Source organism: Haliea atlantica (genome assembly GCF_054779855.1).
The window spans coordinates 142,862-165,648 of sequence record NZ_BAAGXL010000007.1; the positions used below are offsets into that span (position 1 = coordinate 142,862).

The window sequence follows — 22,787 nt, forward strand, 5'->3', positions numbered from 1 at the left end:
CAGTACCGGGAGGTACGACAATGAAAATAAAGATTACAGCGTCGATAAGCCGTGCCATGGCGCTTACGCTCTCTTTGCTTATCGCAACATCGCCATGCTCCTTCGCAGCACCGGACGGCGACGTGGAACAGCGGGTCGACGACCTGACACGCCTTCCTGTCGAGGCTACCCAGCTGAATGACTTTATCTACAAGATCGACGGACAGGGTGCGATCTTCCTGGTCAACACCAGTGAGGGATCCGTGCTCATTGACGTCGGCTTCAACAAAACCCAGGGCCTGAAACAGAAGGCCCTGGCGGAAAAACATGCCACCGGCCCCATCCGAAAAATCATACTCACCCACTTCCACACGGACCACGTCGGCGCTCTGCCCGTCTGGAATGAAGAAGTCGCTGGCGGGCTGCCCATTGTTGCCCACCAGCGCTACCCCTATATGGCGCGCATCCAGCGCGAACTCAATCCCTTCTTCAATCGCCGCTATGAAGTGCTGTACGGCGACCTGGTCAACAGCGACCCCGACCCGGATCTCAGTTACTGGGCCATCGAGCCGGACCGCCCCGTGTATGTCGGCCAGCCCTATACCTTCGCCCTGGGCGAGGTGGACTTTGAGGTCATCGCCATGGACAACACCGGCGAGGGCGAGGACGGGCTGATGGTGTGGCTGCCGAAACAGAAGATCCTGTTTGTCGGCGACATGTTCGGTCCCCTCTACCCGATGTTTCCCAACCTCTACACCGTGCGCGGCGAGAAATACCGGGATGCCCTGGACTACATTGACGCCCTGGACCAGATTCTCGCCCTGGAGCCGGAAATGCTGGTGTCGACTCACTTCACCGTGGAGCGCGGGGCCGAACAGATCCGCAGCAGTGTCACCCGCATGCGCGATGCCGTGCAGTATGTCTGGGACGAAGTGGTCGCCGGCATGAACGCGGGGAAAACCGTGTGGCAGCTGATGGACGAAATCTCGCTGCCGGAGGAATACGCCGTCAGCCAGGGGCACGGCAAGGTCTCCTGGAGCGTGCGCGCCATCTGGGAGACCGTCGCCGGCTGGTACCATTACGATACGGTCGCCAATCTCTACCCGGTGTCGGTGGAAAGCATATACGATGACGTCGTGGCAGCCGCAGGCGGCACCGCGCCGCTGGTGGAGCAGGCGTCGCAGCGTCTCGCCGCCGATCAGCCGGTCCAGGCACTGCGCCTACTGGATATGACGCAGGGTTCACCGACGGTGGATTCGTTGGCACTGAGGATTCGCGTGCTCGACACACTGTTGGAACAGGCCCAGGCACTGCGCAATTACAGCGAGATAGGCCTGCTGAAGGACGATCGCCAGCGCACCGCTTCCCGGCTTGAGGCACTGGGCTCCTGAATCGACGGCGCGCCGGGACAATTCCCGGCGCCCGAGCCATTGCTACTGACTTGCCGGAAAGGTCACCACCGCCCGCAGGCTCTCGCCACTGCGCATCAGGTCGAAGCCCTCGTTGATGCGCTCCAGTTGCAGGCGGTGGCTGACCAGACTGGCCAGGTCGAGTCGCCCGGCCAGATAGTCCTCCAGTAGAAGCGGCAATTGGCTGCGGGTCTTGACGTTGCCGAGGAAGGAGCCCAACAGGGTGCGTCCCAGGAACAGGCTTTCGGGCGGTATCGGCAGGTGTTCGCCCTCCGGGGGCATCCCCACGATCACCGCAACACCGCCACCGGGATGAACCATCTCCAGCGCCTGGCAGGAGAGCCTGGCATTACCCACACACTCGAAGCTGTAGTCCGCCCCACTCCCGGTCATGGCCTGCACCGCCGCGACCAGGTCGCCGTCGAGCGCCAGCGGGTTGATAAAGTCGGTCGCGCCAAAGCGGCGCGCGGCTTCCTCCCGCTCCGGATTGGTGTCGACGCCGATAATCCGGCTGGCACCGACCATCCGGGCCCCCTGCACGACGTTCAGGCCCACCCCGCCCAGGCCGATCACCACCACGCTGCTGCCGGCCTCCACCCGCGCGGTATACAGCACGGCACCTACGCCGGTGGCAACGCAACAGCCGACGGTACAGGCGAGGTCGAAGGGTACCTCGGCAGGAATCCGGGCGACATTCATTTCCTTTACCAGGACATGCTGGGCAAAGGTGCCCAGGCTGGCGTAGGCGGCAATGGGTTTCCCGTTTAGTGAGAAGGGTGACTCCGCCCGCCCCATGCTGGCGTAGAAATGCTCGCAGAGATTGGTCCTGCCACCACAGCACGCAGCGCAAGTGCCACACTCCGGGATGGACAGGGGCACAACATGGTCCCCCGGCCTGACGCTGCTTACCGCGCTGCCACAGGCCACCACCACGCCGGCCCCCTCGTGGCCCGGCACCACCGGGAAGGGGAAAGGCGCATTGCTGCCCTCCATCTGCAGGAGGTCGGAGTGGCAGAGACCGGTTGCGCGAATCTCCACCAGCACTTCGTCCGGCAAGGGGTCGCGCAGCTCCAGGGTTTCCAGCGTCAGCGGCTCACCCGCTGCGCGGCAGACCGCCGCGCGTGTGGTCATCGGCATACTCAGTACTCGAAGATGACTTCGACACCGTAGGTCGCCGGTTCCGCCCAGGATTCCGCCGCATAGGTATAGCCCTTGGAGGATATCGGCGTTGCCACCGGACCGCCGCCGCCCAGGCCAATCACATGATTCCGGTAGTCACGGTCCGTCACATTGCGCCCCCACAGCGCCAGCTGAAGGCTGCGACTGTCGGCAAAATCCAGGGCCATGGTCAGGCGCGCATCCAGCAGGCCATAGCCGTCCTGGCGATAGAACTCACGACCCGGAACATCCTCACCCGCCGGAGAGCTTAGATATGTGTCCGTCTGACGACGGTAATTCAGGTTGACCGACAGATCACCATTACTGAACCGGTAAAACGTGTAGTCCGCGGAAAGGTTCAGGCTGTTGCGCGGGGCATAGGGCATCACGAACAGGTCCTTGATGTTGTCACCCACCTGATGCGGTGACATCGGGTTCAGAGCCGGATCAAAAATGGTCCCGGATAATGCCTCCACCCTATCGAAGCGCGGCCGCAGATGAGTGTAGTCAAACTTCAGCAGCAAGTCGGGCGTCGGCATCACGGTGAGTTCCAGCTCAAGGCCGGCAACATTGGCCTCCCCCGCGTTGTAGGCCTGAATCACTGAGGTATCGAAGGAATCCGCAACAAACTGCAGCTGCATGTCGTCGAATTCGCTGTAGAACAAGGCTGCGTTCAACCGCAGACGGCGATCCCACCAGTCGGATTTGATGCCCAGCTCATAGGTCATCACGTCTTCCGGCTCAAAGGTCTGGTCGAATTGACCCGGCGCCGAGCTCTCGGAGGAGCCGCCCGCCTTGTATGCTGTCACCCACTTGGCGTAGGTCGTCAGGGTATCGCTCCAGGCATAGTTCAGGGTCAGCGAGGGGTTGAACTCCTCGAAAGCCTGGCGATTGGAGGCGCCAAGCTCCAGGGGGAAGTCGTTGATCAAAAAATCCCGGGTGGCTTTGCGGCGGTCCTCGGTATAACGAGCACCAAGTGTTATATCAAGACGTTGCTCCAGCACAGGAGGGGTCCAGGTTACCTGCGTGTAGGCTGCTCGCGACCATGATTGCGCACTGACATCCCGATCCTTGTCCACAACCCCCTGGGCAATGGATGTCAGATCCAGAATGTAATTCTGATAGTGGGAGGAACTCTCCTTGAAGTAATACAGGCCTGCCACATACTCCACGGAATCGCCAGCATCACCAATGAACTGGAGCTCCTGGGAAAACTGATAATTACCAACAAGATCCCGGGACCTCGTGGGCACCCCGAAGGAGTCCGCATAGTCCTGGTAACCATCGAAATCCAGCTCCCGGTAACCGGTGAGGGATTTGATGGTGAGATTGTCCCCTGCCTGCCAGGTCAGCGTGAGACCATGACCTTCGAAATCGGTCGTGCTGACCGGCAGATCCACCGGGCGGTGGGTAATGCTGGTCGGTCGACTCGCATCGACGTAACCCGGATAGAGCGGGAACCCCGACTGATAGTAGATCGGCGTATGGTCCTGGCTGCCGGTTTCCAGAAAATACTCCGCTTCGAAGGTGTCACTCGGCACCCAGCGCAGGGCCACGCGCCCAGCGAGCTCCTCGACTTCGCCATAGTCGTTGGAGTCGCCCCGGTTTTCCACGTAACCGTCCTGCTTGCGGGACAGCAGGGAGATCTTGCTGGAGACATTGCCCACCTCGGGCAGGTCGATCAGAGTCAGGCTGCGCATGAAATCGCGACTGCCCATGGAAAGGTTCTGCCGCAGCCCGAACTCACCGGTGGGCTTGCGGCTGATCAGGTTGATTGCACCGCCGGTAGTGTTACGGCCGTAGAGCGTGCCCTGGGGGCCGCGCAATACTTCCACGCGCTCGGTATCAGCCAGGTCGAACAGCACCCCCTGGGGGCGTGCAATGTAGTGTCCATCGACGTAAAACCCCACCGAACCATCGCTGGTAATCTGCATGGAGTCCGAAACCCCTTGGCCGCGCATATAGAGAATCAGCATATTCGAGGAGGGGTAGACCGTCTCGGTCAGGCTGGGCACTGCCTTGGCGATATCGATGAAGTTGTAGATACCGCGCTTTTCCATCTCGTCGCTGGACATCGTGGTAATGGCGATGGGAATGTCCTGCTGGCTCTCCGCGCGCTTCTGCGCGGTCACGACCACTTCCTCAAGCTGCGCCAGGGCTGGAGCAGCCCAGGCAACGGGCAGCGCCACCGCAAGCATGCGGGCCAGTCTTGAAGGCAGGAATCCGCGGGGAGCAACCATTGCTGTCATAAGGGCATCCTTTGGTGTTTTATTTGAATTAAAAAAGTTGCATTAATTTGCATGCACAGCATACGCTCACAGGCACCGTTCAACCAAGCCACCCTGACAGAACACGCTGTTCGACCTGAACGAACAATACTCCCATCGCAACATAAACACAGGAGACACACGGTGACTGATATCAATGCACGCCTGCAGGCCATGGAAGACCGCTTCGCCCTGCTCGATCTGGAGGCCGACTACGCCGCCCACTGGGACTTCGGGCGCGCCCGGGACTGGGCCGGGCTGTTTACCGAGCAAGGCAGTTTCGAGATGCTGCCCGCAGGCCCGATGGCGGCCTTTACTGCCACGGGTCACGAGGAATTGCAGGCCTTTTGCGAGAATATCAACCAGCGCTGGCAGGGGTTGCACTTCATGCACCCACCGCGGTTAAGGATGGCCGGTGACACCGCTTCCGCCACCATTTTTTTCGAGTTCCGACATGTCATGCACGACGGCAACGGGCACACCCGACAGGGCGTCACCGCCGGTTATTACGAAGTGGATTATCGACGCACACCAGGGGGCTGGCGCATCGCGCGACGAGTAGAGCAGGCCGTGTTCGACAATACCGAAAACAGCTTCGCCTTCACCCGTGCCGCCAGCCCTTGATGAAGTCCAGCAATTGGCGCAGGGCCTGGGGCATGTGCCGGGTGCGCAAGTAATAGATATAAAAGGGCGGCATGCTAACGCTCCACTCCGGGAGCAGTGACACCAGCTGTCCACTCTGCAGGTAAGGGGCCACATCCGGCTCCAGCAGATAGCCGATGCCTTCTCCTGCCAGCAGTGCCTCAAGAGCCAGGGCCTCGTCATCCACCACCAGGTTGCCGGCGGGCTGGAATTCAAAGCGGCGAGAACCGCGTTGGAATCGCCAGGGGAAAACGGTACTGCTCTGCGTATGCCGCATACGCAGGCAGTTGTGGCCCCGGAGTGCTTCGGGGTTTTCCGGACAGCCGTGGCGTTCCAGGTAGTCCGGGGCGGCCACCACGTGCAGAGGCCATTCCCCAGTCAGGGGCAGCGCCACCATATCCTTCTCCAGCAGGTGGCCGACGCGAATACCGGCGTCAAAGTGACTCTCGACGATATTGGTGATGCCGTCATCCACGGTGATGTCCACTTCAATGCGTGGATACTCGCGGTGGAAGTCCGCGGTCAGGCGGGCCAGGACCAGCCGGGCTGCCGCCCGCGAGCACACCAGACGCAGATGCCCCCGGTCACCTGCCCCCAAGTCCTCCGCCGCCTCTACGGTACGCTCCAGCTCCGCCAGCAAGGGCTGCAATTGCGCCAGCAGCTGCTCCCCTGCGCGGGTCAGACTCACGCTGCGCGTGGTGCGGTTGAACAGCTGAACCCCCAGGCGATCCTCCAGGTTGCTGACGGTCTGGCTCAGGGTGGATGGCGCCAGACCCAGGTGCGCCGCGGCTCGCCGGAAATTGCAGCGTTCCGCCACCGCGACGAAAGCCTCCAGTTGCGTGTACTCCGCACCTCTCATTGTTTTACCTCAACGAACATGGCATTCGTATTATGCAGGATTATCAGACGCAGTGCTGTTGCCTACACTGTCTGGCATATACGTAGACTACGCAGGAGAAATACGGCATGCAGACCCTGGCACTCCCCGGAACCGCGTTGCAGGTCAGCCAGCTTTGCCTGGGCACCAACCAGTTCGGCACCGCCCTCAGCGACGCACAGGCCGGCGCCATCCTCGATGCCTTTGCCGCCTGTGGCGGCAACTTTATCGACACCGCCCGCTCCTACGGCGACTGGATGCCGGACGGCCCCCAGGGTGCCAGCGAACAGTGCCTGGGCCGCCTGCTGCAACAGCGCGACCGCCAGCAGTGGGTAATCGCCACCAAGGGCTGCGAGTTCGACTACCGCGCCGGGGATTTCGCCCTCCGGGTCAGCCCCGAACACCTGCAAGAAGACCTGGCCAAGAGCCTGGAGGCGCTGCAGACCGACTACATCGACCTGTACTGGCTGCACCGTGACGACCCATCCCAACCAGTCGCCACCCTGATCGACGCCCTGATCGCCGAACAGAAGGCCGGTCGTATCCGCGTCTTTGGCTGCTCTAACTGGAGCCCCGAGCGGATTCAGGAAGCCCAGGACTACGCCCGGAGCATTGGTCACGAGGGTTTCGTGGCCTGCCAACCCATGTGGGGACTGGCAGAGCCCGACCGCGAGGCCATGCAGATGTACTGTCCCGGCGGCTACTACGACGACGGCTACCAGGCCCTGCACCGCGATGGCCTGAGCATGATCCCCTACTCCAGCCAGAGTCGCGGCTTCTTCCACAAGCTGGCCACCACCGGCGAGGACAGCCTGCCCGACGATCTCAAGGCGCTTTACCTGAACGATGCCAACCGCCGCCGCTTGCCGGTACTGGAGCGACTGGCCCAGGCACACGAGGTGAGCATCAACCAGATCGCCCTGGCCTACCTGCTCTCCCAGCCGCATGTCACGGTGCCGATTATCGGCGCAAGCCGGCCGGAGCAGCTGGCGGACTCCGACGGTGCTTGCCAGGTCACCCTGAGCCAGGCTGAACTCGACGCCCTGCACCAGGGCGCGTAGCCTCCGCCATGCCGACTCGGGAATACGACTACATCATTGTGGGCGGCGGCTCCGCCGGCTGTGTACTGGCGGCGCGACTGAGCGAAGACCCCGCGGTCAGTGTGCTGTTGCTGGAGGCAGGTGGCAAAGACTGGAATCCGCTGCTCAAGGCACCCGGTGCCCTGCTGCCCGTCATGCTGTCGGGCGCCTGGTCCTGGCCCTACATGTCCGTGCCTCAGAAGCACCTGCAGGATCGCAGCTTGTATACACCCCGGGGCAAAGTGCTGGGTGGCTCTAGCAGCATCAACGGCATGACCTATGACCGAGGTGTGCCGGCCGACTACGACGACTGGGCGGCAAGTGGAAATCCAGGCTGGTCGTGGCGTGAGGTACTCCCTTATTTCCGCCGCGCAGAGACCTACCATCCTGCAAGCAATGGCTTCCACGGAGACAGAGGCCCTACCCAAGTGACACGGCCCGGCGTACGTCACCCCTTTTCACGCGCATTTGTCGCCGCGGGGCAGGAAGCCGGCTATCCCTATAACGACGATACCAATGGCGCCACCCGGGAGGGCTTCGGACCCACGGATATCACCGTGGGTGCGGGCAGGCGCAGCAGCGCCAGCACGGCCTATCTCGCCCCGGCACGACGCCGCCCCAACCTGCAGATACTGACAAACGCCCAGGTCCAGCGCATTCTCGTCAACAAGGGCCGCGCAACCGGGGTACAGCTGCTGCTGAAAGGTAAAAAACAGCAGTACAAGGCAAAAACAGAGGTTATAGTCAGTGCCGGCGCCATTGCCTCGCCGCAGTTGCTGATGCTATCCGGCATCGGGCCCGCGGATCACCTGCGGGAGCACGGTATCGAACCCGTGCTGGACCTGCCGGGTGTAGGGCAGAACCTGCAGGACCACCTGGCAGCAACGGTGAAGTTCACTTCGCCGGCAAAGATCTCCCTGATCAAGTACCTCAGCCCACTTAGTGGCGGGCTGGCCCTGGGTCGCTACCTCCTGTCTCGCACCGGCCCACTCGCGGACCCGGGCATTGAGGCCGTCGCTTACCTGAAATCGGATCCAGCGCTGGCGCAACCCGACATCAAGTTCCTGCTGCTGCTCGCCCTGTATCGCAACCACGGTCGCGAGCTGATTCCCCAACACGGTTTTGGCGTGCACATCAACGTGGTCAAGCCCGACAGTCGCGGCTCCCTGCGCCTGGCCAGCAGCGATCCCGCCACTCCCCCGCTGATCGACCAGAACTACCTGGCCAGCCAGCGGGATCGCGAGGTATTGCGAAAGGGTATCAAGCTGGCTCGCGAGATGTTCAGCCAGCCCGCCTTTGACCCCTGGCGCGGCGAGGAACTGGATCCGGGTGCTGACGTACAGAGCGACGACGAGATCGACCGCTATATCCGCGAACAGGCAGACGCCGACTACCACGCCTGCGGCACCTGCAAGATGGGCACCGACGAGTTGGCCGTGGTGGACCCGGAGCTGCGATTGCGCGGTATCGAAGGGCTCCGGGTGGTCGATGCCTCGGTGATGCCGCGCCTGGTCAGCGGCAATACCAATATGCCGGTGATCATGGTCGCAGAGAAAGCGGCGGACCTGATAGCCGGCAAGACACCTCTGCCCGCCGACGCGCAGTCAACAAACGAGAACGGCTGAGCCCCATGCAACGAGAAAGCAAATGCCTGATAGTTGGCGCCAGCCACGCGGGTGCACAGGCGGCAGTCGCCCTGCGTCAGCATGGCTGGGAGGGCCCCATCACGGTCATCGGTGACGAACCGCACCTTCCCTACCACCGGCCGCCGCTGTCCAAGGACTTCCTCGACGGCCGCAAACATGAAGAGGACATCCTGATACGCCAGGCCGATTTCTATCAGAAGTCGGAGGTGCATTTCCTCCTCGGCAGCCGCGCATGCGCCATCCACCGCGACGACAAGCAACTGGAGATGGAAGCGGGTGAGACGCTGGACTACGATGCGTTGATTCTCGCGACCGGCGCCCGGGCGAGGCGACTGGATATCCCCGGCGCAGAGTTGCAGGGAATTCACTACCTGCGCACCCTGGAAGACGTCCATCATATCCGTCAGTTCGCTGCGTCGGGCAAGCGAGCGGTGATCATCGGCGGGGGCTATATCGGCCTGGAAACCGCTGCCTCGCTGCATAAACTGGGTCTGGAGGTCACGGTACTAGAGGCACTGCCCCGAGTGCTTGCGCGGGTCACCGCACCCGAGGTGTCCGCCTTCTACACGCGCATCCACGAGGAAGCGGGCGTCAGAATCATGACCGACACCCAGGTCGCGGCTTTCCAGGGCTCGGCCAATGTGGAGGGCGTGCTCTGCCAGAATGGGGAGCAATACCCGGCGGACCTGGTGGTCGTCGGCGTCGGTATTCTCCCCAACACGGAGCTTGCCGGTGAGGCGGGCCTGACGGTAGACAACGGCATCCTGGTCGACGCCCAGTGCCGGACCAGCGACCCGGACATCTTTGCCGCCGGTGATTGCGCCGCCCATTACAGCGAACTGTACCAGCGCCAGATCCGCCTGGAGTCGGTGCAGAATGCCTTCGACCAGGCATCCGTGGCGGCCCAAACGCTGTGTGGCAAAGACGCCTGTTACCAGAGCCTTCCCTGGTTCTGGTCCGACCAGTATGACCTGAAGCTGCAGATCTGTGGCCTTTCCCAGGGCTATACCCGGGTGATCCTGCGGGGCGACCCGCAACACGACCGCCAACTCACCGTCTTCTATCTCGCTGGAGAGCGTCTGCTGGCCATCGACGCCGTCAATCGCCCCCAGGATTTTCTGCAGGGCAAGCGACTACTGACGGCGGGGGTCAAGGTTGACCCCGAGCAGCTGGCCGATCCCGGCGTACCCCTGAAAGATCTATTGGCCAGCTGAGGCTCTTACTGTATTCATCTCTGGAGGAGATCCGTGCCTACCGTCACCTACATTCAACACAACGGCAACCAGTACGAGGCCCACCTTGAAAGCGGCACCTCGGTCATGCAGGGGGCCATCGATAACGGCATCGACGGCATCATCGCCGAATGTGGCGGTTCCTGCACTTGCGCCACCTGCCACTGCTACGTCGAGGAGGCCTGGCAGGAGCGTTTGCAGCCACCGAGCGAGCTGGAACAGCAGATGCTGGAGTGCGTCCTCGAGCCGCGGGAAAACAGCCGCCTGTCCTGCCAGATTGCGGTTACCGACGTCCTGGACGGCCTGGTCATCCACTTGCCTGAGTCACAATTCTGAAGCAGCGCTGAACCCCGAACGCAAAAAAACCGCGCCCCTCTCAAGGCGCGGTTTTTTTGTGGACGAAAACTAGCTACCAGATCAGCGGCAGTTTCCGGAAGCCCATTACCGGGCCCGCAAAAATATCCACCGGCTGGCTTTCATCTATCCGGAACTCGGGAATCCGTGGCAGCCACTCCTGCAGCGCGACAATTACCTCAGCCTTGGCCAGGTGAGACCCCAGACAGCGGTGGGGGCCGAGGCCGAAGGTGAGATGGGCATTCAGCTTGCGGTTGAGATCGATGACTTCCGGATCCTCAAAAACCTTCGGATCACGATTGGCGACCGTATTCGGCATGACAACCTTTTCGTCCTCATGCATTGCGATCCCCTTGTACTCGATATCCTTGGCCACCCGGCGGTAGATATTGGAAACGGCATTGATCCGGAACAGTTCATCGACGGCGAAGTTCAACTTGCTGCGGTCATCCAGGTGTTCCGACAGGTAGCGTCGCGCCGACGGCGTTCTGGCAAGGTAGCGCCAGATATAGGTCATGGTACTGGTCACCGTATCCAGGCCCGCCACGAACAACAATAGCATGCAGTTGCGAATCTCTTCCTCGGGGAAGGGAGTGCCGTCCGCTTCGCGAGCGTTCAGCAGCACGCTCATGATGTCATCATCCAAAGGTCGCTGGCGCCGCTCGGCCAGGGACTCGTCGAGCACCTTGTAGATATCGATAATGTTCTGGGTCTTGCCCTCGGGGTCCTCCACTCGCATGAAGGTATCGGCCAGGGCCATGAACTCACCCAGGCGATCGCGATTCATGCCCATGAGGTCGATGAAAAGCCCGGTCGGCAGAATCCCGGAAAAGTCCCTGACAAAATCGCAGCGCCCCTGATCAGCGAACTTGTCAATCAGTCCCCGGGTGCGTTCACGCACGCCATCCTCAAGTTTCCTGACAGCCGCCGGGGTGAAGAGTGGCGCGAGAAGTTGCCGAAACTTGCCGTGCTCCGGCGGATCCACGCTCTGGGGCTGAAACACCGGCCAGTCATCCACCGGCGGAATCGGGGTGTTGCGATTGGAGAAAAGCTCGTAGTTCTGGTAGCACTCGCGAATATCCTCGTAGTCGAGGAAGGTCCAGTGCCCACCGTTGCGCGGGGACCAGAAAATACGCGGCACCCCGGAATGTGCCAGTCGATGCCATTTCTCCACCGGGTCGGTAAGCCCCTCGGGCACTTCGAACAGATCGAAATCAATCACCAGTTCCGGCGGAACGTGGGCCGGGACATTCCAGTTGCTTGCAGTCGTCATAACGGCTTCCTCACATTATTCTTCAGAAAGACTGAGCGCGTATTCCGGGCAATTCTGTACCGCCAGAATGGTGTTTTCCCGGTGAGCCTCGGGCACGTTCTCCTGCAGGATCACGGCCTTGCCTTCCACCTCGTCGGTTGCGAAGACTTCTGGGCAGATTTCCTCGCAGCGCGCGTGGCCCTGGCACTTGTTGAGATCGACATGGACTTTCATGCTTTACCTCCGTCGACGGTTATAGGAATCACACTCCCATTCTTGGGCAGGTGTCAGTCCGTGAACAACACCCGAACGGGTGCAAACCGACGGGCAGGTTTCAGTGCAGGGTGACGATCACATCCAGCAACACGCGCACCAGCGATGCCTGGCGCTGGGTGCCGGTTTTCTCGAAGACGGCGCGCAAGCGCGACTTGGCGGTGTTGCGGGTAATGCCCAGTTCCGCCCCCGCCTCGTCCAGGGTAAGCCCCTCGGCGAGGAGTTGGGCCAGCGCCGTCTCGGCGGGGGTCAGATGAAAAAGCGCGCGCAGAATATCAGCCCGGGGTGCGGAACGCAGGGCGGGGTCGTGGACGAAGACGGCAGCGGCGGGTCGCTGGTTACCGCCCACCTGCGGCGCGCGGGGAATGCGCTTTACCAGCACCTTGAGCTCTCCCTCGGCGCCACCGGGAATACTCAGTGCAGTGATCTGTGGCGCATCGGGGCCCGAAAGCGCCTGGCCGATCGCCTCCTGCAATCGCGCCTCCGAAATACGGTCACGACAGTGCAGGCCCTGTCTGTCCACCGCGAGCGTCGCGCGGCCGGCAAGCATGCGGTCGGCAAGACCGTTGGTTGTAAGCACCCGACCACCCTCGTCGAGAATGATCGTGGCGATGCGCATGCGATCAAAGGTGGACTGAAACAGTTTCTTCTCCACATCCGCCTTGAACATTCGCGAATACAAATAGACTGCCCGCCGGAAATGCGGCAGGAGCAATTCACAGAGCTGTTTCTCCTGTTCCGTGAATGCGCCCGCCTCGGCCGGCTTGCACATTCGGAAGCGACAATCCGCATGATCGTCGGTGCGAAAGTCCGCACCGATTTCATGCGCGATATCGTGAGCCTGCAGATAGTTCAGAAAGAAATCGCTGCCGTACCACTGTTTGCTGCCCAAAAACTCCTCGGGGGTAATGATCCGGTCCCGCGGCAGACCGGCAAAGGGGTCGTTGGAGTAGACATCGTAGAGCGTATAGTCCGCCGAGGAGACCGCCACCTCCTGGTAGTGTGCCTGCAGGATCAGGGACGGTCGCTCCGGAGACGCGGGACGCAGAACCAGCACCGCCCAGCTGGCGTTGAAGTTGGTATTGAGCCAGCGCAGGATACTGCTCCAGGGCACCGGTTCGAGCAGGCCCTGATATACCAGACCAACCATGTCGCTGGTTTCCTGCTGACTGGGAAGTATATCCATGGACCATCGCCCTGCTGTGTGGTTGGCTAACCAATACTGACGCAACATAGAGCATAGGGGACCAAACCAGAAGTCGTCGTGTGTGAACAGCACGTTCGGCACGACTGAACAAAGTGCCTGCTATTATCTCTACCACATGAATTGTGCCCGTCGATGGAGAGCCCATGCCACACCCGCCCCTGCCACTCCTGGCCACCTGCTGGACCATCGCCGGCAATGTCCTACCCACGGACGTTCCGGCCACCAGCCCCTACTCAATGAAGCGGCGCCTGCACGCAGCCGCCAAGGCAGGCTACCAGGGCATCGGACTCTGGTATGAGGACCTGATGGCCTGGGAGAAGCAGACCGGAGGCTTCACCACCCTGAAGCAGGAGCTGTCCGAACAGGGCTTGGACATCATAGAGCTGGAATTTCTCAGCGACTGGTTCTGCGAGGGAGACGCCAGACAGCAGTCCGATGCGCGCCGGGCGCTGTTTCTGCGAGCCGCCGCAGGCCTGGGCGCAAGACACCTGAAGGTTATTCCGCCCATGCCCGGCAACGCCTTCGGTCATGCCGCGCTGGTGGATGCTTTCGGGGCACTGTGTGAGGAGGCTGCCCGTGTCGACCTGGGCATTGCCATGGAGATGATGCCGATGTCAGCCCTGCCGACGCTGGAAGACAACCTGAAAGTGGTCGAAGCGGTGGGCGCCAGGAATGGAGGCCTGCTGCTGGACATCTGGCACGTGGTGCGTTCGGGGATTGAGGATTTCCCGGCGATGGCAACGCGCAGTGCCGGATCCGTACTGGCCGTGGAGGTCAACGACGCGCAGCGCGCGCCGGGGGCCGACCTGTTTCAGGACACCCTGAACGGCCGTCTGCCCTGTGGCGAGGGTGAGTTCCATGTCGCCCGCTTCGTTCGCGCCCTCGTGGGAGCAGGCTACCAGGGACCCATAGGGATCGAGATTCTCTCTGACCGATTCCGCGCGCTCGACCCGGAAACCGCCGCGCGCATCAGCCATGACACTACTGCGACCGCTTTGGAATCCGGTGCGCCCACGCAGTAGGCGGAATCTATAGCAATTGTTCGGTCCAGCGGCGAAACATGGGTACCACCGTATCGGCATCACCAGCAATGACACGGCGCAGACGCCGGTGATCACGGGGGTCGAAGTCACCCCGACAGTGCTGTACGACCCGATTGTCCCAGATCACCAGGTCATCGGGTTGCCAGTGATGCACATAGGTCGCTGCTTCCTGGTAAAGATGGGCAAAGGTTCTTTCCAGTAACTCGGCACTCTGATCAGCGGGCATGCCAATCACCCGGTCGCTCTGCTGCAAGTTGATGCTGATTACCTGCCGGTCGGTGAACGGGTGCGGGCGCAAGGCATCGTGAATCGCCCTCTCGGCCCAGGGGCCGACAGTGTTACTGCGATAAACATCCGTCGTCGGACCATAGGGATCAAAAACATTCAGCACTCGCGCCGTCTGCAGGGCTTCCCGCAAATCTGCAGGCAAGCGGTCGGCCGCATCCGCACCATGAACGAACTGGGTGGCGCCGCCACTGGTGGCAATCACTTCGCCATACAGTGACTGCACATGAATCGGCCAGTCATCCTTGAAAGCCAGATCGAAGTGGTACAGCAGCGGCCCGCGGGCGAAGTCCACCGGCTCGCCGTCGGGCTTGTTTTCCACCCAGGTGACGCCACCCGTGCCCGCGAACTCCTCAATGACCGGCGACAGGCGGGACACAAGACGCAGGTGTTCCTCGCCGCCCATGGGCGTGCACTGCAGCACCACCAGACTGTGGAGCGCAAACAACTCGGCCACCCGCTCCAGTTGACTGTCGGGACCACCGGGATGGTAGCCATGTATTGCGACGCCAAAGGGATGTAGATCTTCTATCTCCAATGCCATTCCAGTTCCTGCTCCATAAATTCCACTCCGACCATCAATTAATTTCCACCTGCAAACGCGTCAGGCGAATCTCGCTGATTCGCCACGCGCCTTCCCACAGAACATAGCGCTCGTGATAGTGGCCGTAACCGTGCAGGTGAGCGAACGGCAGCGGCGAGGCCTCGCCCGGCCACAACTTGTCTTCCATCGCCCAGATACCGGTCGCCTCGCTGTCTGAGATGACCTCGATCTCGGGAGAATGCCCGTGATGGACGGTAATGACATCCTGTAATAGGGGAGCGAGGTTGGCCACATAGGTCGCCGCGCCACGGGTCAGCTGACTCTCGTCCCGCTGGCCGTTGGCGTCGCGCATGTCGGCCACCAGGTCCGGGGTGAACACCTGCTCATAGGCCGCCCAGTCCTTGCTGTCCAGGGTGCGGAAATAGCGCGCCTTGAGCTGCCGGATGGCGTCGATGATGGAGAGTCTTTCCAGTTCGGTCATGCGGGTCCTACTCCATGAATTCCAGGCCGACCACCAGCACTCGGGTGGCCAGTTGTACCTCGCGAATGAACAGAATGAGCGCGGCGATCAGCAGCATCATCGCCAGCACGAAGGTCACCACCACAAACGTGCCGATGTGCAGGGACCAGAAATCCCCGACGAACAGGCTGACCACCACCACGCAGACCATGAGCGCCGACGCGGTGCAGAGGCCAATCGACCAATTGATGACCTTGACCCGACGCCACAGGGTGCGCAATTCCCGGCTGGCCAGGGCCAGGCGTGCCTCGTCGGTCAGACCACTGACCCGACGCTCCACCACCCGGGCCCGATCGACAATGCGCCCCAGGCGGCCCGACATCACATTGAGAAAGCCGGCGATACCCGCCAGCAGAAATACCGGCGCCACCGCAATCTGGATGATCCCCGCCAGGGCATTGATGGATTCTTCCAAGGCTCGAAATTCCGTGTCAGTCGTCAAAGGTATACAGCGTGGTCCGCCACACTGCACGGACTATACGACCGTCATCCGTCACTTGCACGTCCTCCGCCAGCAGACGTCGCCGCTGCTCCTGGCCCGCCCGCCCGCTCAGGGACAATTCACCGCGGGCGTTGATCACACGGTGCCAGGGTATCGCACTCCCCGCCGGTAGCGCCCCCAGCGCGCGCCCCACGCGACGCGCACCGCGGGGCAGACCGGCCGCCGCCGCCACGTGCCCGTAGGTACTGACCCGCCCCGGCGGAATGGCAGCCACCGCGAGCCAGATCCGTTCATTCAAGGTTGCCGTGTCATGCATCGGCTCACCATAGCCCGGCATCGGCGTATCGGGAAGCACCCGCGGAGAAAAATCCGGCGACGTGACAATCGCCCCGCCAGGACTGCTAGACTGAATCCAAGCCACCGGGAAATCCTGGCCGGCAGATGGCCTCATTTCCCGCCCGGCGTGCCGTATCAGCAGGACAACAGGAGGTCGCGCATGAAAATCGGCGAATTGGCAGAGGCCTGGCAAAAAGATGCGCTCGGCGAGCAACCGGTACAGCACTACACGGTCAGTCTGCCACTGGAGGAGGCCGCCAAGATCGAGGCACTGGTGGAGCTTTTCCCCCGGCGCAACCGTGAGCAGCTGATCACCGAGCTGCTGGCCGCGGCACTCGACGACGTCATTTCACTGCTCCCCTACGAGGAGGGGGATACGGTGATTGCCCGGGACGACATGGGTGACCCGATTTTCGAGGATGTCGGGTTGACGCCGCGATTCCTGCAACTGGTGCGAGAGCATCGCGAACGGATCAAGGCAGGTAAAGCGGTCGGCGACGAGACTTGAACTGCGCCTCCGGGGGCGTATCGCTCCCTCCGGGGGCTGGAGAGAGCCTACTGAATGATGGTGCCGAAGGCGGGACTTGAACCCGCACGAGCTATGCTCACTACCCCCTCAAGATAGCGTGTCTACCAATTCCACCACTTCGGCAAAAGGGTGTTTTACAGTTCCGGAACATCCCCTTCAGGAGCGGATGCCGCGGGAGCCGCATTATCCACTACCGGGACATCAGAATCCAGAGTCTCTTGCGGAACTTCACGCGCTTCGTTCTGGGGAATCACCAGGCCGAGGTCGTCCACCGGCGCGCTCTTGTCGGTGGCGATCATCGCCAGCCCAAAGCTGCTGACAAAAAACAGCAGCACCAGCCAGGCAGTTGCCTTGGTCAGAACATTGTTGGTGCCGGCACTGCCGAGCAGGGTCTGCGAGGCACCCGCACCAAAGGAAGCGCCCATGTCGGCACCCTTGCCCTGCTGCAACATGATCAGGCCGATAATGGCCAGGGCAATCAGCAAATGTACAACCAGAATAATCTGTTCCATAGTCCTTCCCCACCCGGGGTCGCGTCTGCGTTGGTGGCGATCAGCCCCTTGGGCCGGCCGCCTGAATAATCTGCCGGAAGTCGCCCGCTTTCAGCGAAGCGCCACCCACCAGGGCGCCGTCAATGTCCGGCTGTTCAAACAGCTCGGCAGCATTGTCGGGTTTGACGCTGCCACCGTAGAGCAGTCGCGCCTGGGCGGCAAGCGCCTCGCCTGCCAGCCCCGCCAATGCCTGCCGCAAAAAGGCATGCATGGCTTGTGCCTGCGCCGGTGACGCTGTCAGGCCGGTGCCAATGGCCCAAACCGGCTCGTAGGCTATCGTCACCTGGGCCAGGGATTTCTGCCCTTCCAGGGCACCCCGCAACTGCGCCGCGACGACGGATTCTGCGTCACCGGCCTCCCGCTCATCGCGAGTCTCGCCAACACACAGGACCGGCGACAGGCCCGCGTCCAGGGCGGCAGCAAGCTTGGCGGCAATCAGTGCATCGGACTCGTCGTGGTACTGCCGGCGCTCGGAGTGACCGAGTATGACCCACTGGCAACCCAGGTCTGCCAGCATGCTCGCCGAGATCTCACCCGTGTAGGCGCCTTCCCGCGCGTGACTGCAGTCCTGCGCACCGACACTGATACCCGTGCCATGACAGGCTGCCAAAGCCTGCGGGATATGCACATAGCTGGGGCATACCGCCACCTCGGTACCCGGCGCATCCAGGCGCGAAAGCCCGTCGAGCAACTCGCTCACGCTGGCCGTGGTGCCGTGCATTTTCCAGTTGCCCATGACCAACGGTCGGCGCATGCATATCCCCGTCTCTCAAGCGGCCGGCAATGTTACCCAACCCGCCCCCCGGAGACAAGCTCGCCGACATCGCGGGTAGTCACTCCAGGCCAGGGCACCGCCGGTCTCAGGAGGCCAGTGCCGCCTCCACCCGCTCGGCCAGTGCCGCGCACAGACTCGACACCTGCCCGGCATCCTCGCCCTCGACCATCACCCGCACCAGGGGCTCCGTGCCCGACGGGCGGAGCAACACGCGGCCGCGATCGCCCAGCTGGGCCTCGGTTTCCCGCACCGCCGAAGCAATGCCAGCATGCCCCTGCAGTTCGACCTTGCCGGCCACGGGTACATTGATCATGGTCTGCGGACACTTGCGCATACCCGCGCGCAGCTCGCCCAGGCTGCGGCCACTGTCCTGGATGGCCAGCAGGACCTGAAGGGAAGCGACGATGCCGTCGCCGGTCGTGGTCAGATCGGCACAGATGATATGCCCCGAGGACTCGGCGCCCAGGGTCCAACCCTGCAGCTCCATCATTTCCTTGACATAGCGATCGCCCACCCGGGCGCGGACAAACTCGAGGCCGAGGGACTCGATTGCCAGCTCGAGACCGAGATTGGACATCAGGGTACCCACGACGCCCGCGTCCGCTTCGCCGCGGTGCAGGCGGTGGCTGGCGATGATATAGAGCAGTTCGTCGCCGTCTACCAGGCTGCCGTCACGGTCGACAAACAGCACCCGGTCACCGTCGCCATCGTAGGCAATACCCAGCACTGCCCCGCTCTCCCGGACCAGCCCGGACAACGCCGATGTATCCGTGGAGCCGACACCGGCGTTGATATTGAAGCCATCGGGCTGCACACCCAGACTCACCACCTCGGCACCCAGCTCGGAGAGCACATTCGGGGCGATGTGGTAGGTCGCCCCGTGGGCGCAATCGACGGCAATTTTCAGTCCGCGCAGGCTGAAATGCTCTGGAACGGTCGCCTTGCAGAACTCGATATAGCGTCCGGCGGCGTCGGCGACGCGGGTGACCTTGCCGATACGGTCCGATGGCACCACCACGAGCGGCTTCTCCAGCTCCGCCTCGATCGCCTGCTCCATGGCGTCGGGAAGCTTGGTGCCCTGGGCCGAGAAGAACTTGATCCCATTGTCCTGGTAGGGATTGTGGGAGGCACTGATCACGATACCCGCCACGGCATTCTGGGTACGCGTCATCAAGGCCACGGCGGGGGTCGGCATAGGTCCCAGGAGCTTGACGTTGACACCGGCCGCCACCAGCCCAGCCTCCAGCGCCGACTCGAACATGTAGCCGGAGACCCGGGTATCCTTGCCGATGATCACCGTGGGGCGCCCACCCACCTCGGGCTGTCGGGCAAACACCCGGCCACAGGCCCAACCCAGCTTGAGCATGAAATCCGGGGTGATCGGATGGGTACCCACCGAGCCGCGAATGCCGTCGGTGCCGAAATAGCGTCGTGTCACAGGGTCTCCCAGTGTTCCTTGGCGTGAAGCATGGCCAGCGCATCGTGTGTCTCGGCCACATCGTGAACGCGCAGTATATGCGCCCCGCCCTGTGCCGCGAACAGGGCCAGCGCCAGGCTGCCCGCCAGGCGGCGGTCCACCGGTCGGCCAAGCACCTTGTCGATCATGGATTTGCGGGACAGTCCTGCCAGCACGGGCAAACCCAGGCTCGACAAGCGCTCGAGCCCCGCAAGCAAGGCAAAATTGTGTTGCAGAGTCTTGCCGAAACCGAAGCCGGGGTCCAGCACCAGCAGCTCCCTGGCCACGCCGCCCGCCACACAGTCCTCGGCACGTTGCCGCAGATAATCACAGACGTCTGCCACCACGTCGTCGTAGCGGGGTGCGGCCTGCATGGTCGCGGGCTCGCCCTGACGGTGCATGATGCAGACGGCGAGCCCGGATTCGGCCGCCACCGCCAGAGCGCCGTCGCGCTCCAGTGCACGCACATCATTGATCATGCCGGCACCGCGCGCCGCCGCTTCACGCATCAACTCGGGATTGCTGGTATCCACCGAGACCACCACATCCAGCTCGGCGACGATGCGCTCGAGCAATGGCAGGACACGGTCGATCTCTTCCTGGCTGGACACGGGAGAGGCACCGGGGCGGGTCGACTCACCACCGATATCGAGAATGTCGGCCCCGGCGTCCACCTGGGCCCGCGCACGCGCCATGGCGCGCTCCAGGTCCAGGGCGCTGTCACGATACAACGAGCCCCCGTCGGAGAAGGAATCCGGCGTGGTGTTGATGATCCCCATGATACGGGGCCGGGACAAATCGAGCAGACGCCCGGCACACTGCAGTGCCGGGCGTTGGGAAGGTCGGGTCATGATCGGGCGGTCAATGCTCGCTGGCAGGGCCGCCAATCGGGCTGGCGCCGCCGTCGTCCTTTTCCACCCCGTCCTGGTCGACGCTTGCCGCACCGGCGCGCTTGCCACCGGCATTGCCGCCCCAGTCCCCGGGCTCCCGGGGCTTGCGGCCGGACATGATGTCATCGATCTGGTCGGAATCGATGGTCTCGTAGAGCATCAGGGCCTCGGCCATCGCGTGCAGCTTGTCGATGTTCTCTTCCAGCAGGCGCTTGGCGGTGGCATAGCACTCGTCGATGATACTGCGCACCTCCTCGTCGATCATGCGCGCGGTCTCGGCGGAGAGCGGCTTGCTCTGATGCCCGGCGGAACGGCCGAGGAAGACCTCCTCTTCGGCGTCATCGTACATCAAGGGCCCGAGCTTCTCGGAAAGCCCCCACTTGGTCACCATCTTGCGCGCGATATCGGTGGCGCGCTGAATGTCGTTGGAGGCGCCAGTGGTCACGCCATCCTTGCCCAGGGTCATTTCTTCGGCAATGCGGCCCCCGAACAGGCTGCAGATCTGGCTGATGATGTGTCGCCGGCTGTGGCTGTAGCGGTCCTCCTCGGGTAGGAACATGGTCACGCCGAGGGCGCGCCCGCGGGGGATGATGCTGACCTTGTACACCGGGTCGTGCTCGGGAACCAGGCGCCCGACAATGGCGTGCCCCGCCTCGTGGTAGGCCGTGTTGCGCTTTTCCTTTTCCGACATGACCATGGAACGGCGTTCGGCGCCCATCATGATCTTGTCCTTGGCCAGTTCGAACTGGGTCATGCCCACCGTGCGCACGTTGGCCCGGGCCGCGAACAGGGCGGCCTCGTTGACCAGATTGGCCAGGTCGGCACCGGAGAAGCCCGGCGTACCGCGGGCGATATTGGTCGGGTTGACGTCCTCGCCCAGGGGCACCTTGCGCATGTGCACCTTGAGGATCTGCTCGCGGCCGCGGATATCGGGCAACCCTACCACCACCTGGCGGTCAAAGCGGCCCGGGCGCAGCAGCGCCGGGTCGAGTACATCCGGGCGGTTGGTGGCCGCGATCACGATCACGCCATCGTTGACCTCGAAGCCGTCCATTTCCACCAGCAGCTGGTTGAGGGTCTGTTCGCGCTCGTCGTGGCCGCCCCCGAGGCCGGCGCCACGATGGCGTCCGACCGCGTCAATTTCGTCGATGAAAATGATGCAGGGGGCCTGCTTCTTGGCCTGGTCGAACATGTCCCGCACCCGGGACGCGCCCACACCCACGAACATCTCGACAAAGTCGGACCCGGAAATCGAGAAGAAGGGCACCTTGGCCTCACCCGCGATTGCCTTGGCCAGCAAGGTCTTGCCGGTGCCGGGCTGGCCCACCATCAACACACCGCGGGGAATCCGCCCGCCGAGTTTCTGAAAGCGGCTCGGGTCGCGCAGGAACTCCACCAGCTCCTGGACGTCCTCCTTGGCCTCATCCACCCCGGCCACATCGGCGAAGGTGGTGGTGATCTGGTCTTCACCCAGCAGTCGGGCCTTGCTCTTGCCAAAGGCCATCGGGCCACCGCGCCCACCGGCACCGCCCTGCATCTGGCGCATGAAGAACATGAACACCGCGATGATGATCAGGATCGGGAAACTGGCGATCAGCAGCTGGGTCCAGACGCTCTGTTGCTCCGGCTTGCGCCCCACCACCTCGACATCGTGGGAGAGCAGGTCGTCAATCAGCTTCGGGTCCTCCACCATGGGGCGGATGGTCTCGAAGCGGGAGCCGTCGACCCGCTCACCGTTGATGGTCAGCCCGTCGACCACCACCTTGCGGATCTGGTCGCGCTGAATCTCCTCGATGAATTCGGAGTAGCCCACCTGCTCGGTCGGACTCTGCATGTTGAAGTTGTTGAAAACGGACAGCAGGACCGCCGCAATCACCAGCCATAACAGTAAATTCTTTGCCATATCGTTCAATGCTGCGTCCTCACCGTGTCGCGGTGGCCTTAACAGCCGTGTGCTCCTGTGTTTCCTGCATTATAGCCCCTTGCGGGGCCCGGGTGGCGCGAGGCCGCGCAGACATGCCGCCACTCTACTGTAGATTGG

Annotated in this window: 23 protein-coding genes and 1 tRNA gene; 8 read left to right on the forward strand and 16 right to left on the reverse strand. The window is 62.6% G+C overall.

Annotation, left to right across the window (positions count from 1 at the left end; translation table 11 throughout):
- Window positions 1-20: 20 nt before the first annotated feature.
- The gene (locus ACYVGS_RS08580) at window positions 21-1,370 is read left to right on the forward strand and encodes an MBL fold metallo-hydrolase (RefSeq protein WP_460588261.1); all 1,350 of its coding nucleotides are present in this window, start codon (window positions 21-23) and stop codon (window positions 1,368-1,370) included.
- 42 nt (window positions 1,371-1,412) lie between these two features.
- Here ACYVGS_RS08580 and ACYVGS_RS08585 read toward each other — a convergent pair whose 3' ends face one another.
- The gene (locus ACYVGS_RS08585) at window positions 1,413-2,525 is read right to left on the reverse strand and encodes a zinc-binding dehydrogenase (protein ID WP_460588262.1); all 1,113 of its coding nucleotides are present in this window, start codon (window positions 2,523-2,525) and stop codon (window positions 1,413-1,415) included.
- 2 nt (window positions 2,526-2,527) lie between these two features.
- The gene (locus tag ACYVGS_RS08590) at window positions 2,528-4,795 is read right to left on the reverse strand and encodes a TonB-dependent receptor (protein ID WP_460588263.1); all 2,268 of its coding nucleotides are present in this window, start codon (window positions 4,793-4,795) and stop codon (window positions 2,528-2,530) included.
- A gap of 162 nt (window positions 4,796-4,957) precedes the next feature.
- On the opposite strand from ACYVGS_RS08590, the gene ACYVGS_RS08595 reads away from it, so the two are divergent.
- Window positions 4,958-5,437 carry a nuclear transport factor 2 family protein gene (locus ACYVGS_RS08595; RefSeq protein ID WP_460588264.1) on the forward strand — a complete coding sequence of 160 codons (480 nt, stop codon included), beginning with the start codon at window positions 4,958-4,960 and terminating at the stop codon, window positions 5,435-5,437.
- Here ACYVGS_RS08595 and ACYVGS_RS08600 read toward each other — a convergent pair.
- Window positions 5,415-6,314 carry a LysR family transcriptional regulator gene (locus ACYVGS_RS08600; protein ID WP_460588265.1) on the reverse strand — a complete coding sequence of 300 codons (900 nt, stop codon included), beginning with the start codon at window positions 6,312-6,314 and terminating at the stop codon, window positions 5,415-5,417. The genes ACYVGS_RS08595 and ACYVGS_RS08600 overlap by 23 nt on opposite strands.
- A 107-nt stretch (window positions 6,315-6,421) precedes the next feature.
- Between ACYVGS_RS08600 and ACYVGS_RS08605 the strand changes: the two genes are divergently transcribed.
- From ACYVGS_RS08605 to ACYVGS_RS08620, 4 genes are read left to right on the forward strand one after another with little or no spacing between them, the layout of a single operon-like run.
- On the forward strand, window positions 6,422-7,393 hold the full coding sequence (locus tag ACYVGS_RS08605) for an aldo/keto reductase (RefSeq protein ID WP_460588266.1): 972 nt from the start codon (window positions 6,422-6,424) through the stop codon (window positions 7,391-7,393).
- A gap of 8 nt (window positions 7,394-7,401) precedes the next feature.
- Window positions 7,402-9,036 carry a GMC family oxidoreductase gene (locus ACYVGS_RS08610; protein WP_460588267.1) on the forward strand — a complete coding sequence of 545 codons (1,635 nt, stop codon included), beginning with the start codon at window positions 7,402-7,404 and terminating at the stop codon, window positions 9,034-9,036.
- A gap of 5 nt (window positions 9,037-9,041) precedes the next feature.
- Complete coding sequence (locus tag ACYVGS_RS08615; protein ID WP_460588268.1) at window positions 9,042-10,271, forward strand: NAD(P)/FAD-dependent oxidoreductase; 1,230 nt, start codon at window positions 9,042-9,044, stop codon at window positions 10,269-10,271.
- 33 nt (window positions 10,272-10,304) lie between these two features.
- Entirely contained in the window at window positions 10,305-10,625 is a 321-nt protein-coding gene (locus ACYVGS_RS08620) for a 2Fe-2S iron-sulfur cluster-binding family protein (RefSeq protein ID WP_460588269.1), read from the forward strand.
- 73 nt (window positions 10,626-10,698) lie between these two features.
- Here ACYVGS_RS08620 and ACYVGS_RS08625 read toward each other — a convergent pair whose 3' ends face one another.
- The 3 genes from ACYVGS_RS08625 to ACYVGS_RS08635 form a co-directional block, all read right to left on the reverse strand.
- Complete coding sequence (locus tag ACYVGS_RS08625; protein ID WP_460588270.1) at window positions 10,699-11,916, reverse strand: cytochrome P450; 1,218 nt, start codon at window positions 11,914-11,916, stop codon at window positions 10,699-10,701.
- 15 nt (window positions 11,917-11,931) lie between these two features.
- Window positions 11,932-12,129 (reverse strand): ferredoxin, encoded by a 198-nt coding sequence (locus tag ACYVGS_RS08630; RefSeq protein WP_460588271.1) that lies wholly within the window; start codon window positions 12,127-12,129, stop codon window positions 11,932-11,934.
- A gap of 100 nt (window positions 12,130-12,229) precedes the next feature.
- Window positions 12,230-13,354 carry a helix-turn-helix transcriptional regulator gene (locus ACYVGS_RS08635; RefSeq protein WP_460588272.1) on the reverse strand — a complete coding sequence of 375 codons (1,125 nt, stop codon included), beginning with the start codon at window positions 13,352-13,354 and terminating at the stop codon, window positions 12,230-12,232.
- A gap of 164 nt (window positions 13,355-13,518) precedes the next feature.
- On the opposite strand from ACYVGS_RS08635, the gene ACYVGS_RS08640 reads away from it, so the two are divergent.
- A complete protein-coding gene (locus ACYVGS_RS08640) occupies window positions 13,519-14,397 on the forward strand; it encodes a sugar phosphate isomerase/epimerase family protein (RefSeq protein WP_460588273.1) in 879 nt (292 codons plus the stop codon).
- Between the two features lie 7 nt (window positions 14,398-14,404).
- On the opposite strand, the gene ACYVGS_RS08645 is transcribed toward ACYVGS_RS08640, so the two are convergent.
- The 4 genes from ACYVGS_RS08645 to ACYVGS_RS08660 are packed head-to-tail and all read right to left on the reverse strand — an operon-like array spanning window position 14,405 to window position 16,525.
- The gene (locus ACYVGS_RS08645) at window positions 14,405-15,247 is read right to left on the reverse strand and encodes a TauD/TfdA dioxygenase family protein (RefSeq protein WP_460588274.1); all 843 of its coding nucleotides are present in this window, start codon (window positions 15,245-15,247) and stop codon (window positions 14,405-14,407) included.
- A 34-nt stretch (window positions 15,248-15,281) separates the two neighbouring features.
- Complete coding sequence (locus ACYVGS_RS08650; RefSeq protein ID WP_460588275.1) at window positions 15,282-15,728, reverse strand: nuclear transport factor 2 family protein; 447 nt, start codon at window positions 15,726-15,728, stop codon at window positions 15,282-15,284.
- A gap of 7 nt (window positions 15,729-15,735) precedes the next feature.
- Window positions 15,736-16,182 carry a DUF2721 domain-containing protein gene (locus ACYVGS_RS08655; RefSeq protein ID WP_460588276.1) on the reverse strand — a complete coding sequence of 149 codons (447 nt, stop codon included), beginning with the start codon at window positions 16,180-16,182 and terminating at the stop codon, window positions 15,736-15,738.
- Between the two features lie 16 nt (window positions 16,183-16,198).
- On the reverse strand, window positions 16,199-16,525 hold the full coding sequence (locus tag ACYVGS_RS08660) for an MGMT family protein (RefSeq protein ID WP_460588277.1): 327 nt from the start codon (window positions 16,523-16,525) through the stop codon (window positions 16,199-16,201).
- A gap of 180 nt (window positions 16,526-16,705) precedes the next feature.
- Between ACYVGS_RS08660 and ACYVGS_RS08665 the strand changes: the two genes are divergently transcribed.
- On the forward strand, window positions 16,706-17,053 hold the full coding sequence (locus ACYVGS_RS08665; protein WP_460588278.1) for a type 1 pili tip component: 348 nt from the start codon (window positions 16,706-16,708) through the stop codon (window positions 17,051-17,053).
- Window positions 17,054-17,111: 58 nt separating this feature from the next.
- Here the strand turns inward: ACYVGS_RS08665 and ACYVGS_RS08670 are convergent.
- The 6 genes from ACYVGS_RS08670 to ftsH form a co-directional block, all read right to left on the reverse strand.
- Window positions 17,112-17,197 (reverse strand) — tRNA-Leu (locus ACYVGS_RS08670).
- A gap of 11 nt (window positions 17,198-17,208) precedes the next feature.
- Window positions 17,209-17,586: a preprotein translocase subunit SecG gene (gene secG, locus ACYVGS_RS08675; protein WP_460588279.1), complete on the reverse strand. Its 378-nt coding sequence runs from the start codon at window positions 17,584-17,586 to the stop codon at window positions 17,209-17,211.
- Between the two features lie 40 nt (window positions 17,587-17,626).
- Window positions 17,627-18,379, reverse strand: coding sequence for a triose-phosphate isomerase family protein (tpiA, locus tag ACYVGS_RS08680; RefSeq protein WP_460588280.1), 753 nt, complete (start codon window positions 18,377-18,379; stop codon window positions 17,627-17,629).
- Window positions 18,380-18,485: 106 nt separating this feature from the next.
- On the reverse strand, window positions 18,486-19,838 hold the full coding sequence (gene glmM / locus ACYVGS_RS08685; RefSeq protein ID WP_460588281.1) for a phosphoglucosamine mutase: 1,353 nt from the start codon (window positions 19,836-19,838) through the stop codon (window positions 18,486-18,488).
- Entirely contained in the window at window positions 19,835-20,707 is an 873-nt protein-coding gene (gene folP, locus ACYVGS_RS08690; RefSeq protein ID WP_460588282.1) for a dihydropteroate synthase, read from the reverse strand. Before folP ends, glmM begins: the two co-directional genes overlap by 4 nt.
- A 10-nt stretch (window positions 20,708-20,717) precedes the next feature.
- The gene (gene ftsH, locus ACYVGS_RS08695) at window positions 20,718-22,649 is read right to left on the reverse strand and encodes an ATP-dependent zinc metalloprotease FtsH (RefSeq protein WP_460588283.1); all 1,932 of its coding nucleotides are present in this window, start codon (window positions 22,647-22,649) and stop codon (window positions 20,718-20,720) included.
- Window positions 22,650-22,787 lie beyond the last annotated feature (138 nt).